We start from the raw sequence: 14307 nt of genomic DNA on the forward strand, positions 1-14307 counted from the left end.
ACAGTTCATCCAGCGCTGACACGCTGCGGGCATGGATGTCCGGATGATCCGCGCTTACAGGCGGTGCAGACGACGGCCGCGCTCGACCGCCGGGGCTGGTGGTGACTAGAACGTGCCGCCGTCGACGACCAGGCGGACGTCGTTCACGTACGACGCGGTGACCAGGAACAACACGCCCTCGGCGATCTCCTCGGGCGTGCACATGTGCCGGAACGGTGACCGTTCCTCACGTTCGCGCAGGTCCATGTCCGAGAGCCGGGCGAAGTCGAGCCCCATCTCGGTGGCCACCAGCCCGGGCGCGACGACGTTCACGTGCACTCCGCGGCTGCGCTCCTCCTTGGCGACGGTGCGCGCGAGCGCCTCCACGGCCGCCTTGCCCATCGAGTGCGGGGCGCGGTTGGCCGGGTAGGTGTCGGTCGCGATGCTCGAGACGAACACCAGGTCGGAGCGGTCGTTGCGGCGCAGGTGCGGCAGCGCCGCCTGGGCGACGTGGTGCGGGCCGAACGCGTGGACGCGCAGCATCCGTTCGAGCTCGCCCGGGTCGGTCTCGACGACCGGGTCGCCGCTACCGGACATGCCCGCGTTGCTCACGACCAGGTCGAGGCCGCCGAGGTCCCGGACGGCCGCTTCGACCTGCCAGTGCACGTCCGCGACGATCGCTACCGAGCCCTGGTAGGAGCGGCCGACGCGGCCGAGCTTGGTGATGTCGTCGACGGTCGTCGCAGCGGCGACGGTGTTGCGCGAGAACGTGATCGCCACGTCCGCGCCGGCGGCGGCCAGTGCCAGCGCGACCGTCCGGCCGATTCCGCGGCTCCCGCCGGTGACGAGTGCACGGCGACCAGCCAGGGGCAGAGGTGTGTTCGTAGTCTCCACGAACACAAAACGTACTATCGTGGCATGTAGTTCCAACAGGATTTAGCGGTAGAAAACGCTCGCCGCGCGGGGGCGGAAGAGAGCTTCCTGGGTGAGGGTCGCGCCGAGCGTGCCGTCCGCGGTGCGGATCGTGCCGGTGTAGAACCCCCGCCCGCGCGCCACCGACTGCGGCACGAGATCCATCAGCACCCACTCGTCCAGCCGGATCGGCCGGTGGAACCAGATCGCGTGATCGAGGCTCGACCCCGACCCGGACGTCTCGTCGTGCAACGGCGCCAGGCCGGTCGAGATGTCCGAGAGGTACGTGAGCACGCACGCGTGGATCAGCGGATCGTCGGGCAGCGACGCGACGCACCGCGCCCAGAACCGGGTCGGCCACTCGGCGTCGGGGTACGGCGCCGGCGGCAGCGTGCCCTCCATCGAGAACAGCCGGGGCATCGACCCGGGAGCCTCCGGCGCGGGCACCTCGGACACGTCGGTGACGTCGACGTCCTTGCCGTGCTCCTCCACGTGGAACGAGCACGACATCGTGAAGATGACCGTGTCGTCCTGCAGCGCGACGACCCGGCGTGCCGAGTACGACCGGCCGTCCCGGTCCCGGTCGACGCGGAAGTCCGTCGGGCGGCCGGAGTCGCCACCGCGCAGGTAGTAGCCGTGCAGCGAGTGCGGCGACCGACCGTCCGGGACCGTGAGTCCGGCGGCCCGGAGCGCCTGCGCCGCGACCTGCCCGCCGTACAGCGGGAACTCCTCGTCGAAGACGGTGTTCGCCCGGTACAGATCGGGCTCGACCTCGTCCAGAGCGAAGAGGTCGAGGATCGTGGGCGCACCCGTGGTCGTCTGCGTCACGACCCGCACGGTAGCCCGCCGTTTGCCCGACAAATGGGCGCTGTGACCGCTCTCTCACGTGTTTCCGGTCAGAGCTGACCGGATCCCTAGGCAGCACCTGTCCACGACCGATACGTTGCGAACCAAAGCCCCAACGGCGGAAGGCTGTTCCCGTGAGCGACGAGGTGCAGGTCGAACACGCCGACGGCGTATCGATCATCACGATCAACCGGCCGAAGGCGCGGAACGCGATCAACGGCGCGGTGTCCGCCGGGATCTCGGCCGCACTCGACGAACTGGACGAGCGCGACGACCTGACGCTGGGCATCATCACCGGCGCCGGCGGTTCGTTCTGCGCCGGCATGGACCTCAAGGCGTTCGTCGCGGGCGAGAACCCGAGCGACGAGAAGCGCGGCTTCGGCGGCATCACCGCGCTCCCGCCGCGCAAGCCGGTCATCGCGGCGGTCGAGGGCTGGGCGTTGGCCGGCGGCTGCGAGATCGCACTGGCCTGCGACCTGATCGTCGCGGCGGAGGACGCGAAGTTCGGCATCCCCGAGGTGAAGCGCGGGCTGGTCGCGGCCGCAGGTGGGCTGGTGCGCCTCCCCCGCCGGATCCCCCCGGCCGTCGCGATGGAGCTGGCGCTGACCGGCGACCCGCTGACCGCTGCGGACGCGCTCAAGTACGGCCTGGTCAACTCGCTGACACCGACCGGGGGCGCACTCGAGGGCGCGAAGGCGCTGGCCGCCAGGATCGCCGCGAACGGTCCGCTCGCGGTCGCCGCGTCGAAGCAGCTGATCGTGCAGTCGCAGGACTGGACCGACGCCGAGCTGTGGGACAAGCAGGGCGCGATCGTCGGGCCGGTGCTCGGCTCCGAGGACGCGCGCGAAGGGTCGATCGCGTTCGCCGAGAAGCGCGCCCCGGTATGGAAGGGACGCTAGATGGGCCCGTTGACCGGCCTCAAAGTCATCGAGCTGGCGGGGATCGGTCCCGGGCCGCACGCCGCGATGATCCTCGCCGACCTGGGCGCCGACGTCGTGCGCGTCGACCGGCCGCCGGCGGGTGGCGCCTCCAACGACCAGACGCTGCGCAACCGTCGGTCGGTGGCGCTGAACCTGAAGTCCCCGGACGACAAAGCGACGCTGCTGCGCCTGATCGAGCAGGCCGACGTGCTGCTCGAGGGGTATCGACCCGGCGTCACCGAGCGACTCGGCATCGGCCCGGACGACTGCGCAGCGGTCAATCCCCGGCTGATCTACGCCCGGATGACCGGATGGGGCCAGGACGGTCCGTGGGCGCACACCGCCGGGCACGACATCAACTACATCTCGGTGACCGGTGCCCTGCACGCGATCGGGCGGGTCGGTGAGCGGCCGGTGCCGCCGCTGAACCTCGTCGGTGACTTCGGTGGCGGATCGATGCTGCTGCTCGTCGGCATTCTGTCGGCGCTGTTCGAGCGCCAGCAGTCCGGTCGGGGCCAGACCGTGGATGCCGCGATGGTCGACGGGGCCACGCTGTTGTCGCAGATGTTCTGGTCGTTCCGGGGCGCCGGGGTGTGGAGCGACGAGCGGGGCGTCAACCTGCTCGACGGTGGTGCGCCCTGGTACGACACGTACGAGTGCGCGGACGGGCGGTACGTGGCTGTCGGTGCGCTGGAGCCGCAGTTCTACGCGGCACTGCTGGCGGGTCTGGAGATCGAGGTGCCCGATCGCGACGACCCCGCGACCTGGCCGGAGATCCGTAAGCGGTTCACCGACGCGTTCGCCAGGAAGTCGCGGGACGAGTGGGCTGCGATCTTCGACGGCACCGACGCGTGTGTCACCCCCGTGCTGACGTTCGGGGAGGCGCCCGCCCACCCGCACGTGGCCGCGCGGAACACGGTCGTGGAGCAGAACGGCATCCCCCAGGCCGCCCCGGCCCCCCGGTTCTCCCGCACCCCACCCGGCACCCCCACCCCACCCCCAGCCCCGGGCCGCGACAACGACTCGGTCCTGAACGACTGGCTCAGCTAGCCGCCCGAAGCGGTCCCGGAGAGGCGCGTCCTGGCGCCCCGCAACGGAACCGCTTCGAGCGGCCCCGGAGAGGCGCGTCCTGGCCCGCCGGAACGGGGCCGCTTCAGCGCAGGATCACCGTGATCGTGTCGCGGAACAGGTCGTCGACGGTGCGCCCGGGCTCGAAGTACTCGGTGATCGCCCGCACGACCGTCGGATAGCGGGCGGTGTACGCCTCCAGGTCGAAGTCGGCGGCGTCCGGCGCCCCGGCCTGCTCCTCGAGCACGTGCCCGACAGTGAACCGCTCGACCGCCAGAACGGTCAGCCGCGCCTCCCGCAGCGACAGACCGCTCTCGACCAACGTCGACATTGCCGTTTCGGAGAGCGCAGCCATCCGGCGCGAGAGCTGCGCCGCAGACAGCACCTGCGCACCATCGGGATGCGCGAGCAACGCGCGGCGTAGCCGCTCGGCGAGGTCGGCGAGCCAGTCCTGCCAGCGCTGACCCGGCGCGATCGGGAGCAGCTCGATCGGTTCGAGAATCGCCTCGGCCAGCTCCGTGACCAGCGCGGCCTTATTCGTGACGTGCCAGTAGAGCGTAGGCGCCTGGACCCCGAGTCGCTGGGCGAGCTTCCGGAACGTCACGCCCGCGAGACCGCCCTCGTCGAGCAACGCGAGCGCCTCGGCGACGATCCGCTCCTTCGTCAGAGCCATTTACATCCTCTCTCTACCACCGTTAGAGTAGCCCTCTCTAACAGTGGTAGAGAGGTATGTCCGATGAAGGCAGCTGTGGTCCATACTCCCGGCGGTGTCCCGATCTACGAAGACTTCGCCGACCCCGAGCCGGGGCCGGACGACGTCGTCGTCACCGTGAAGGCGGTCGCGGTGGAGAACGTCGACCGGAAGGTCGCCGCCGGTGAGCACTACACGAGCACCGCGCCGACCTACCCGCTCATCCCCTGCTTCGACGGCGTCGGGACGCTGGACGACGGCACGCTGGTGGGGTTCGGCAACGTCGCGCCGCCCTACGGAGCGCTCGCCGACAAGGTCGTCGTGCCGCGCGCGTTCACGGTGCCGGCTCCCGACGGGATCGATCCGACCGACGTGGTCGTACTCTCCACGGCCATCACCGGGATGGCAATGCGCACCGCCGGTGGGCTGGTGCCCGGCGAGACCGTGCTCGTACAGGGCGCTACCGGGGTTGCGGGGAGGCTCGCAGTGAAGATCGCCCGGTTACTGGGCGCCGGGCGGGTCGTGGCCACCGGCCGCGACAACGAAGCGCTGGCGTCCCTGCAGGCCGATGCGGTGATCAACACCAGCAACGAGCAGGCGTTCGCGGACGCCGGCCCGTTCGACGTCGTGGTCGACTTCCTATGGGGCCGACCGACCGAGGTTCTGCTGAAGACGCTGGTGCCAGATTCATTCACATTCGGAAAGCCGACGCGCATCGTCCAGATCGGCGATTCGGCGGGAGCCGCGTTGACGTTGCCGGCGGAGAGCCTCCGGACGTCGGGCGTCGAGCTCTACGGCGCCTCGAAGGGCCTCGCCGGCGGCGGGATGGCGGAGGCGTACGAGCAGGTCCTGGCGTGGACCCGCGAGGGCGCGCTGACGTTCGACAAGGAAGTGGTCCCGCTCGCGGACATCGAAGACGCCTGGCAGCGCACCGACCTCCGCGGCAAGCGACTCGTGGTGACGCCCTAGAAATTCCAGCGGTACTCGAGTTCCGGGCGACCCGCGCGGCCGTACCGGGCGGCACGCGTCGCGAGGCCGGCGTCGGTGAGGTGCTCGAGGTACCGGCGGGCGGTGATCCGCGACATCCCGAGGTCCTCGGCGATCTCGCTCGCCGACAGCGGCGCCGACCCGGTGCGGAGCGCGGCCGTGACCGCGTCGAGCGACTCCGGGCTCATGCCCTTCGGCAGCGCGGTCTGGCCGCGGCCGTGCAGCAGCGCCAGTGCGCGGTCGACCTCGTGCTGGCCGCTCAGCTGGCCGCCGCCGGCGAGCTTGGAACGGTAGGCCGCGTACTGCTCGAGCTTTTCCGCGAAGGTGGGGAACACGAACGGTTTGATCAGGTACTGGACGATGCCGAGCGACACGGCCGCACGTACGGTGTTCAGATCACGGGCGGACGTGACTGCCACGACGTCGGCGCGATGGCCCCGGGCGCGCATACGTCGGCAGATGTCCAGGCCGTGCATGTCGGGCAGGTGCATGTCGAGGAGCACGAGGTCGATCTCCGTGCGCCCCATTTCGCGTAACGCGTCGGCCGCGGTGAGGGCCTTACCGGCCACCGCGAAGCCCGGCACGCGTTCGACGTACGCCGCGTGCGCGTCGGCGGCGATCGGATCGTCCTCGACGACCAGCACTCTGATCACGCCGTGACCCGGGCCCGCACCGGTAGCCGCACCGTGAACACCGCACCCCCGTCACCGGTGACGTCGATCGAACCGCCGTGCCGGTGCACGGCCTGCCCGACCAGCGCGAGCCCCAGCCCGCGGCCGATGAGCCGCTCGTCGGTCTTCGTCGACCAGCCCCGCGCGAACGCCTGCTCCACCTGCTCGGCGTCCAGGCCGGTGCCGGAGTCGGCTACCTCGAGCACCAGTTCCTCCTCGGACACCCACGCGGCCACCTCGACCCGGCGCGGAGGCGGCGCGGCCACCGCGGCGTCCACCGCGTTGTCGATCAGGTTGCCGACGATCGTCACCAGGTCACGCGGATCGGCGACGCCGGGCGGCACCGTCGCCTCCGGATCGAGCACCAGCTCGACGCCCCGTTCCGAGGCCTGCGCCACCTTACCGAGCAGCAACGCGACCAGGACCGGCTCCTCCACTGCCTCGACGACCCGGTCGGCCAGCTGCTGGCTCAGCTCCAGTTCACCGGTCGCGAACTCCAGCGCCTCGGGGACCCGGCCGAGGCCGATCAGCGACACGACGGTGTGCAGCCGGTTCGACGCCTCGTGCGCCGCCGAGCGCAGCGACTCGGCGAACCCGCGCACCGAGTCGAGCTCACCGGTGAGGGCCTGCAGGTCGGTGTGATCGCGCAGGGTGACGACACTGCCGCCGCCGGCCGCCCGCTGGTTGACGACGAGGACACGGTCACCGGTCAGGTGGATCTCGTCGGTCTGTTCCTCGCCCTTGCCGAGCGACTCGCCCAGCGGCAGGTTCGTCACCGGGAGGCCCACCACGTCCGGCGGCAGGCCGAGCAACCGACGGGCCTCGTCGTTGACGAGTTGGACCCGCCCGTCGCGGTCGAGCAGCAGCAGTCCCTCGTGGACGGCGTGCAGCACGGCGTCGTAGTAGGCATACATGCGGCTGAGCTGACGGGGGCCCAGATCGTGGGTCTGGCGGCGCAGCCGCCGGTTGACCAGCCACGTCCCGCCCGCGGCCACCAGCAGTGCGAGCGCTCCGGCGAGCGCCAGCGCCGGGAGCTGACCCTGCAGGTTCTTGTCGATCGCGCTGCGCTTGATGCCGACGGAGACCAGCCCGCGGACCGTGCCGTCGAGCGAAATCGGTACCACCGCACGGACAGAGGGCCCCAGCGTGCCGGTGTAGGTCTCGGTGAAATCCTCGCCGCGCAGTGCCACGTCGATGTGACCCAAGAACTTTTTGCCGATCTGGGTGGTATCAGGGTGTGTGTACCTAATGCCCGCGGTGTTCATCACAACCACGAAGTCCGTGCTCGTCGCCTGGCGCACGTTTTCCGCGTGCGGCTGCAGCACCGCCGTCGGGTTCGGCGCCGACAAGCCGTCGCGGACGTCCGGCGTGGCGGCCACCGCATGAGCGATCGCCAACGCACGGCTCTCCGCGCCCTCTTCCGTGGAATGCTCTGCCTGCGCCACCGCCGCACCGAGTCCGGCCGCGACGACAACCGTCACCACCGTGATCTGCAGCGCGAACAGTTGCCTCGCCAGGCTCCACTCCTGCGGACGTAACGCCATGATCGCAATGTACAGAACAGTGACCGGTGTCACTTCGACCGAGATTCTGGGCACCAATCCACTGAACCCTTTTCAACTTCATGATCCCCGCAGCCGGAACACCGCCCGCTGGGGTCGGTCGAAAAGAATTCACCTGCCGTGCCGTCGACGACATCGCGCAGAAAGAAGGCCCCATGAGCACGACCGCCGACCCGACCCCACCGGGCGACGCTCCCCCGCCGGGTGAAACGCCCCCACCGCGCGACGAGAACCCGCCCGAGCCCGCGCCCCGCAAGCGCGACCGCACCCATCTCCTCTACATCGCGGTCATCGTCGCGGTGGTGCTCGGCGCCGCGGTCGGCCTGATCTGGCCCGAGCTGGGCAAAGACCTGAAGCCGCTGGGTACCGGCTTCGTGAACCTGATCAAGATGATGATCGGCCCGGTCATCTTCTGCACGATCGTGCTGGGCATCGGCTCGATCCGCAGCGCCGCCGCGGTCGGCAAGGTCGGCGGTCTCGCGCTCGGCTACTTCCTGATCATGTCGACGTTCGCGCTGACCATCGGCCTGATCGTCGGCAACATCATCCAGCCCGGCTCCGGCCTGGACCTGGCCGCCAACCCCGACGCCGGCAAGGACCTCGCCGCCGACGCCGAAGGCGGCACCGTCGACTTCCTGCTCGGCATCATCCCCGACACGCTGGTCTCGGCGCTGACCTCGGGTGTCGTGCTCCAGGCCCTGCTGGTCGCGATCCTGGTCGGGTTCGCGCTGCAGGCGATGGGCCGCACCGGTGAGCCGATCCTGCGTGGCATCGGCTACTTCCAGAAGCTCGTCTTCCGGGTGCTGGCCATGATCATGTGGGTCGCGCCGATCGGTGCGTTCGGCGCCATCGCCGCGGTCGTCGGCGAGACCGGCTGGGACGCGCTGACCGCGTTGCTGCAGGTCATGCTCGGTTTCTACATCACCTGCGCGATCTTCGTGTTCGGTGTCCTGGGCGCGATCCTCTGGATCGGCGCGCGGATCAACATCTTCTCGCTGCTGAAGTACCTGGCCCGTGAGTTCCTGCTGATCCTGTCGACGTCGTCGTCGGAGTCGGCGCTGCCGCGGCTCATCGCGAAGATGGAGCACTTCGGGGTGTCCCGCCCGGTCGTCGGTATCACGGTGCCGACCGGGTACTCGTTCAACCTGGACGGCACCGCGATCTACCTGACGATGGCGTCGCTGTTCATCGCCGACGCCCTCAACCAGCCGCTCTCGATCGGCGAGCAGATCGGCCTGCTGCTGTTCATGATCATCGCGTCGAAGGGTGCGGCGGGCGTCACCGGCGCCGGGCTCGCGACGCTGGCCGGTGGTCTGGCCTCGCACAAGCCCGCGCTGCTCGACGGCGTCGGCCTGATCGTCGGTATCGACCGGTTCATGTCCGAGGCACGTGCGCTGACCAACTTCGCCGGGAACGCGGTCGCGACCGTGCTGATCGGCAACTGGACCGGCTCGTTCGACCGCGCACAGGCCGAACGGGTGCTGGCGGGTCAGGCACCGTTCGACGAGGCCACGATGATCGACGACGACCACCACGGTGGCCCGGCGCCGGAGCAGGAACCGGCGTTGGCAGGCTCGAAGGCGTGATGCCCTCCTAGCGCGGACGGCCGGTTCACCGGTACCGCCCCGGTCAGCTGCCGGGGAACCACGAGCCGTCCGCAGTACAGCGTGGCACCCGGACCTTGCCTCTCTCGGTCCGGGTGCCACGTACATTTCGCACGTGACGTGGTTCTCGTGGGGGCTCGGGGAGCTGACCGGGGCGGCGGACGGGCCGCCTACTGCTCCGGACGCGCCCGTCGCGGCGCGGGTGCAGGCCCTCGTCCGGGCGCTCTCACCCCTTTCGATCGACGTCAGTCAAGTGCTCGTCGGTCGCGCGGCGCTCCACGGTTGGCGCCGCGCCGGGCACGTGTCGGCGAACGGGAGCTGCCGGCTCGTCCGGGCGGCGGACGGCTGGCTGGCGGTGAACCTGTCCCGCCCCACCGACCTGGACCTCCTCCCGGCCCTCCTGGAAGCCGACGTCACCACTGACCCCTGGACGGCCCTCACCACCGCCGCCGCAACCCGCCCGGCCGCGGAGTTGGCCGCCAGAGCCCAACTCCTGGGCATCCCCGCCGCAGTCCCCCACAGCGCAGCAACGTTGCGGCCCCTCCGCACCTCCCTCCTGGGCGAGCCCGCGCCGGCAGGCGCGCTGGTGGTGCTGGATCTGTCGGCCATGTGGGCCGGGCCGCTGTGTGCGCATCTGTTGGGGCGGGCGGGTGCGCAGGTCGTGAAGGTGGAGGACGTCCGGCGCCCGGACGGGGCCCGCTTCGGCCCGCCGAAGTTCTACGACGACCTGCACCGGGGCCACGCCGGCGTCGTCCTGGACTTCTCCACCCCGGAGGGCCGCACCGCACTGTCGAACCTCGCCGCCGACGCAGACCTCGTCATCGAGAGCAGCCGCCCACGAGCCCTCCGCCGACTAGGGCTCGTCGCCGAGGACTGGCTCACCGCGGCCCCCGGCCGCACCTGGATTTCGATCACCGGCTACGGCCGCGACGACCCCGACCAGCGCGTGGCCTTCGGCGACGACGCCGCAGTCGCCGGAGGACTGATCGCCACCGCCCCCGACGGCACCCCGGTCTTCTGCGGTGACGCGATCGCCGACCCCCTCACCGGCCTCTTCGCCGCCGCAGCCGCACTGGCTTCCCGCCGGGCAGGCGGCGGCCACCTCCTGGACATAGCCATGGCCGGCGTAGCCGCCCACACCGCCCGCCCCGGGGCTGGCGATCCCGGCTCGGAGTGGGCGCTGTGTTGATCCGGAGGGCGGAGGTGGAGGGGGTCGTGGGTGTCGACGTCCGGATCGAGGGCGGGACGATCCTGGAGGTCGGAGCGGGGCTGGTGCGGCGGACCGGGGAGCCGGAAGTGAACGCCCGTGGCGGGGCCGTGATCCCGGGCCTGCACGACCACCACGTCCACCTACGCGCCTGGGCAGCGGCCCGCACGTCAGTCGACCTCTCCACCGTCCGCTCCCCGGACGACCTCGACCGCCGCCTCCGCACCGCCGCCACCGACGCGCCGGCCGGCACCTGGCTGCGCGGCGTCGGCTGGCACGAGAGCACCGGCGGCAACCTCGACCGCCATCGCCTCGACGCCCTGACCGCCCGTCACCCGGTGAGGATCCAGCACCGCACCGGCGCACTGTGGGTACTGAACAGCGCGGCGCTGACGGTGACCGGTGCGGCCACCGCCCCGGTCCCCGGCATCGAACGCGACGCCTCCGACGAACCCACCGGGCGGCTCTGGCGCGCCGACGACTGGCTCCGCGCCCACACCGTCCCGACGCACGACCCGTTCCCCGACGCACTGACCGCCCTGGCCGCCGAAGCCGCCGCCCAGGGCGTCACGCGTTGGACGGATGCCACTCCGGGCCGCGCCCAATCCGAGACGGACGCCCTGGCCACCCTCTGGTCGGCCGCGCTCCCGGGGCTCGTGCTGATGTCGCCGTCGGGGACCGCCCTGCCGGGATTCGACACGAACGTGCGGCTCGGGCCGCAGAAGATCGTGCTGGACGACGCCACGCTCCCCACCGCCGGCGAACTCGCTGCCACGATCCGTGCGAGCCACGCGGCCGGCTCCCCGGTCGCGGTGCACTGCGTCACGGCCGAGCAACTCGTGACGCTCGTCGCGGCCCTCGACGAGGCCGGCGCCGCCCTCGGTGACCGCGTCGAGCACGCGGGCATCGTTCCGCCGGGCTACGCCGCCCGGCTCGCCGCCCTCGGGCTCGCGTTGGTCACGAACCCGGGCTTCCTCGCCGACCGCGGCGATCGCTACCGGCAGGAAGTCGAGGAGCGCGACTGGCTCTACCCGGTGCGGTCGCTGCTGGACGCCGGCGTCACCGTGGCCGCGGCGACCGACGCCCCGTTCGGCCCGGCCGACCCGTGGGTGGCTATCGCCGCCGCGGTCGACCGCCGCACGGCATCCGGCCACGTCCTGGCCCCGGACGAACGCGTGCCCCCGTCGACCGCGCTCGCCCTGTTCCACACCGACCCGGACGCACCGGGCCGAGCGCGCCGCATAGCTCCCGGCCACCCGTCGGACGTCGTCCTCCTGCACACCCCGCTGGCGACAGCACTGGCGTCACCGTCGGCCCAGCACGTCCGCGCCACGTTCTAAGGAATGAGCACGACCTTGCCGGGCAGCTTCCACGCCTGCCCCCGCTCGTGCACCGACGCGAGCTCGCTCAACGGCAGCCGCTCCGCGACGTCGATCTGGAGCTTTCCGGCATTGACCTGAGCGACGAGCTCCGCCAGACGCTCGGCGTCGGGATGCAGGTACATCCGCACCGCACGGACGGGAGCATCGGTCGGCTGTTCGGCTGACGCGGTCACGTAGATCCCGTCGGGGGCGACGAGACCCAGCGGCGCAGCGTCCGAACGCGGCACGACGTCGAGCACCACGTCGTACTGACCGGTGACCGGCGTGGTCGTGTAGTCGACGATCTCGTGCGCCCCGTACCGGCGGACGCGCTCGGCGCTCCGTTCGCTCGCGGTGGCGGTCACGTGCGCGCCGGCCGCGACGGCGAGTTGCACCGCGAACCCGCCCACCGAACCTCCGGCACCGGTCACCAGCACGCGCTGTCCGGAGTGGAGGTCCGCGTGCTCGAACAGCGCCTGCCAGGCGGTCAGACCGCCGACGGGCAGCGCGGAGGCGTCGGCCAGCGGAACGCTCGTCGGCGCGAGGGCGAGCACGGCTTCGGGGACGACCACGTACTCGGCCGCGGCGCCGTCGTCGGTCATCGGTAACGCCCCGATCACCGCGTCGCCGAGCGCGAACCGGTCGGCACCGGGACCGGTCTCGACGACAGTGCCGCTCACTTCGATGCCGGGGGTCGCGGGCAGGGTCAGCGGGAACACCTCCTGCACGACGCCGAGCCGGATCACGGCGTCGACCAGGTTGAACGGGGCGCCGGCGACCTGCACCAGCACCTGACCGTCCTGCGGGACCGGGCGCTCGACCTCGGTGACGGTCAGCACCGACGGCTCGCCGTACTCGGCATAGCGCATTGCCTTCATGGCACACTCCTTCTCGGATGCTTCAAACTTGAAGCACTTACCCGACCGTAGCATGCTTTGAATTTGAAGCAAGTAAAATGATGGATGTGACGGACGATGGCGGGTTGAGCCCGGCCGAACTCGAGGCCTTCTTCGCGCTCGAGGAGGTCGGGAGCCTGCTGGCGCATGCGGTCGAGCAGCAACTTCGCAGCGTGGGGCTGACTACCGTCCAGTTCAAGATCTTGATGTCGTTGTTCGCAGCCGCGGACGGGCAGCTGCGGATGACCGATCTGGCTGACAGCCTGGTGGTCAGTCGTAGCGGCCTCACCTATCAGGCGGGGCTACTCGAGAAGGCCGGGCTGATCGCGCGGGCGCCGTCGCCGGATGACGATCGGAGTACGACGGTCAGCCTCACGGCGGGTGGGCGCGAGCGCATCTTCGCGGTGTTGCCCGGTCACATGGAAGTCGTGCGGCGGTTGTTGCTCGATCCGTTGTCGCCGGAGGAGCTCGGGACGCTCAGTGGGTTGCTGACCCGCGTACGTGATCACATGCGGACGGATCCACCGCGGTCGGCGGCGCCGAGGAGTAGGAAAAAGTGAACGTTCGCGAGTTGCTGGATGCGCTCGGGGATCCCAAGGCGGCTGAGACGTACTCCGCCGTGCTCGGTGAGCCGCTTCTGCTGATCGACGTTCCGGATGCGGCGTCGGCGGCAGGGCTCGCGATGATCGTGGATCCGAGCCGGTCGGTGACCGATCTGCGTGCGTTGCCGTGCGTGATCGTGCTGGTCGTGCCGGATCCGGGGGTGTTTGCCGGGGCTGGGCACGTGCCGTTGATGCTCGGTGATGTGCTGCTCACCGAGGCTCCGGACGCGCCGCGGCCGTATGTGACCGGCACCGCGGACACGTTGCGCTCGACGGCACTCGCGAACCCGATCGCCGCGACCACGCTGGCGCTGCTTCTGCGCTCCTCCGAAGGCCTCGACGCCACGTCGGGCCTGATCGCAGAATCGGCGACCTACTCGGCCCTCCAGGGGGGTGACGAATTCACCCGCTGGCGCGCGACGCGCCTCCCAAGGCCGGCCACGGTGGGCACCGCGAACGAACGGGTTCGGGTTGAGCGGGACGGGGATGTTTTGCGGGTCACGATGACCCGGGCTGCTCGGCGCAATGCGCTGGACGCTGCGATGCGGGACGCGCTGGCGGAGGCGTTCGCGCTGGCGGCTGCGGATCCGGGAGTGACGCTGGAGCTCCGCGGCGACGGGCCGGACTTCTGCGCCGGTGGCGACCTGGACGAGTTCGGGAGCCGACCCGATCCGGCGATCGCGCACCTCACACGGTTGACACGCAGCCCGGCGCGCCTGCTGCAGTCGGTGGCCCGCCGCACCACCGCGTACCTGCACGGCGCGTGCCTCGGCGCGGGCATCGAACTCCCCGCATTCGCGGGCAAGGTCGTCGCCGCGCCGGACACCTCGATCGGACTGCCCGAGGTCGCACTCGGCCTGGTCCCCGGCGCTGGCGGCACCGTCAGCCTCCCCCGCCGAATCGGCCGCCAACGCACAGCCTGGCTGGCCCTCTCCGACCAACGCCTCACCGCCCACGATGCCCTCCGCTGGGGCTTGGTGGACGAGCTGGTCGACTAGCGC

Annotated in this window: 14 protein-coding genes; 8 read left to right on the top strand and 6 right to left on the bottom strand. The window is 70.9% G+C overall.

Going from position 1 to position 14307, the window contains the following annotated elements; translation table 11 throughout:
- Window positions 1-105: 105 nt before the first annotated feature.
- Both ACGFY5_RS36080 and ACGFY5_RS36085 read right to left on the bottom strand, forming a co-directional pair.
- Window positions 106-873 (bottom strand): SDR family NAD(P)-dependent oxidoreductase, encoded by a 768-nt coding sequence (locus tag ACGFY5_RS36080; protein WP_392727484.1) that lies wholly within the window; start codon window positions 871-873, stop codon window positions 106-108.
- Window positions 874-915: 42 nt separating this feature from the next.
- Window positions 916-1728 carry an acyl-CoA thioesterase gene (locus ACGFY5_RS36085; protein WP_392727487.1) on the bottom strand — a complete coding sequence of 271 codons (813 nt, stop codon included), beginning with the start codon at window positions 1726-1728 and terminating at the stop codon, window positions 916-918.
- A 143-nt stretch (window positions 1729-1871) separates the two neighbouring features.
- Here ACGFY5_RS36085 and ACGFY5_RS36090 point away from each other — a divergent pair, with 143 nt between their 5' ends.
- On the top strand, window positions 1872-2636 hold the full coding sequence (locus ACGFY5_RS36090) for a crotonase/enoyl-CoA hydratase family protein (protein WP_392727489.1): 765 nt from the start codon (window positions 1872-1874) through the stop codon (window positions 2634-2636).
- Entirely contained in the window at window positions 2637-3707 is a 1071-nt protein-coding gene (locus tag ACGFY5_RS36095) for a CaiB/BaiF CoA transferase family protein (protein ID WP_392727492.1), read from the top strand.
- 103 nt (window positions 3708-3810) lie between these two features.
- Here the strand turns inward: ACGFY5_RS36095 and ACGFY5_RS36100 are convergent, their stop codons facing one another.
- On the bottom strand, window positions 3811-4398 hold the full coding sequence (locus ACGFY5_RS36100) for a TetR/AcrR family transcriptional regulator C-terminal domain-containing protein (RefSeq protein ID WP_392727495.1): 588 nt from the start codon (window positions 4396-4398) through the stop codon (window positions 3811-3813).
- A gap of 63 nt (window positions 4399-4461) precedes the next feature.
- Here ACGFY5_RS36100 and ACGFY5_RS36105 point away from each other — a divergent pair, with 63 nt between their 5' ends.
- The gene (locus ACGFY5_RS36105) at window positions 4462-5385 is read left to right on the top strand and encodes a zinc-binding alcohol dehydrogenase family protein (protein WP_392727497.1); all 924 of its coding nucleotides are present in this window, start codon (window positions 4462-4464) and stop codon (window positions 5383-5385) included.
- On the opposite strand, the gene ACGFY5_RS36110 is transcribed toward ACGFY5_RS36105, so the two are convergent.
- Window positions 5382-6056, bottom strand: a complete 675-nt coding sequence (locus ACGFY5_RS36110) for a response regulator (protein WP_392727499.1) — start codon at window positions 6054-6056, stop codon at window positions 5382-5384. The genes ACGFY5_RS36105 and ACGFY5_RS36110 overlap by 4 nt on opposite strands.
- Window positions 6053-7618 carry an ATP-binding protein gene (locus ACGFY5_RS36115; RefSeq protein WP_392727502.1) on the bottom strand — a complete coding sequence of 522 codons (1566 nt, stop codon included), beginning with the start codon at window positions 7616-7618 and terminating at the stop codon, window positions 6053-6055. The genes ACGFY5_RS36110 and ACGFY5_RS36115 overlap by 4 nt, the downstream gene beginning before the upstream one ends.
- Window positions 7619-7791: 173 nt before the next feature.
- Between ACGFY5_RS36115 and ACGFY5_RS36120 the strand changes: the two genes are divergently transcribed.
- From ACGFY5_RS36120 to ACGFY5_RS36130, 3 genes are all read left to right on the top strand, one after another.
- Complete coding sequence (locus ACGFY5_RS36120; RefSeq protein WP_392727504.1) at window positions 7792-9222, top strand: cation:dicarboxylate symporter family transporter; 1431 nt, start codon at window positions 7792-7794, stop codon at window positions 9220-9222.
- 133 nt (window positions 9223-9355) lie between these two features.
- A complete protein-coding gene (locus ACGFY5_RS36125) occupies window positions 9356-10429 on the top strand; it encodes a CoA transferase (RefSeq protein ID WP_392727507.1) in 1074 nt (357 codons plus the stop codon).
- Window positions 10430-10455: 26 nt separating this feature from the next.
- The gene (locus tag ACGFY5_RS36130) at window positions 10456-11787 is read left to right on the top strand and encodes an amidohydrolase family protein (protein ID WP_392727510.1); all 1332 of its coding nucleotides are present in this window, start codon (window positions 10456-10458) and stop codon (window positions 11785-11787) included.
- Here ACGFY5_RS36130 and ACGFY5_RS36135 read toward each other — a convergent pair.
- Window positions 11784-12686 (bottom strand): NADP-dependent oxidoreductase, encoded by a 903-nt coding sequence (locus ACGFY5_RS36135; protein ID WP_392727512.1) that lies wholly within the window; start codon window positions 12684-12686, stop codon window positions 11784-11786. The two genes, ACGFY5_RS36130 and ACGFY5_RS36135, sit on opposite strands and share 4 nt — an antisense overlap.
- 86 nt (window positions 12687-12772) lie before the next feature.
- Between ACGFY5_RS36135 and ACGFY5_RS36140 the strand changes: the two genes are divergently transcribed.
- Complete coding sequence (locus tag ACGFY5_RS36140) at window positions 12773-13264, top strand: MarR family winged helix-turn-helix transcriptional regulator (RefSeq protein ID WP_392727514.1); 492 nt, start codon at window positions 12773-12775, stop codon at window positions 13262-13264.
- A complete protein-coding gene (locus tag ACGFY5_RS36145) occupies window positions 13261-14304 on the top strand; it encodes an enoyl-CoA hydratase/isomerase family protein (RefSeq protein WP_392727517.1) in 1044 nt (347 codons plus the stop codon). Before ACGFY5_RS36140 ends, ACGFY5_RS36145 begins: the two co-directional genes overlap by 4 nt.
- The last annotated feature ends 3 nt before the right edge of the window (window positions 14305-14307 follow it).

Source organism: Cryptosporangium sp. NPDC048952, from assembly GCF_043197895.1.
In the GTDB taxonomy this organism is placed as follows: domain Bacteria; phylum Actinomycetota; class Actinomycetes; order Mycobacteriales; family Cryptosporangiaceae; genus Cryptosporangium.

Bases quoted from the DNA above. Each gene is read 5' to 3' on its own strand.
- ACGFY5_RS36095 (WP_392727492.1), top strand. From the start codon at position 2,637: ATGGGCCCGTTGACCGGCCTCAAAGTCATCGAGCTGGCGGGGATCGGT.
- ACGFY5_RS36100 (WP_392727495.1), bottom strand. From the start codon at position 4,398: ATGGCTCTGACGAAGGAGCGGATCGTCGCCGAGGCGCTCGCGTTGCTC.
- ACGFY5_RS36105 (WP_392727497.1), top strand. From the start codon at position 4,462: ATGAAGGCAGCTGTGGTCCATACTCCCGGCGGTGTCCCGATCTACGAA.
- ACGFY5_RS36115 (WP_392727502.1), bottom strand. From the start codon at position 7,618: ATGGCGTTACGTCCGCAGGAGTGGAGCCTGGCGAGGCAACTGTTCGCG.
- ACGFY5_RS36120 (WP_392727504.1), top strand. From the start codon at position 7,792: ATGAGCACGACCGCCGACCCGACCCCACCGGGCGACGCTCCCCCGCCG.
- ACGFY5_RS36135 (WP_392727512.1), bottom strand. From the start codon at position 12,686: ATGAAGGCAATGCGCTATGCCGAGTACGGCGAGCCGTCGGTGCTGACC.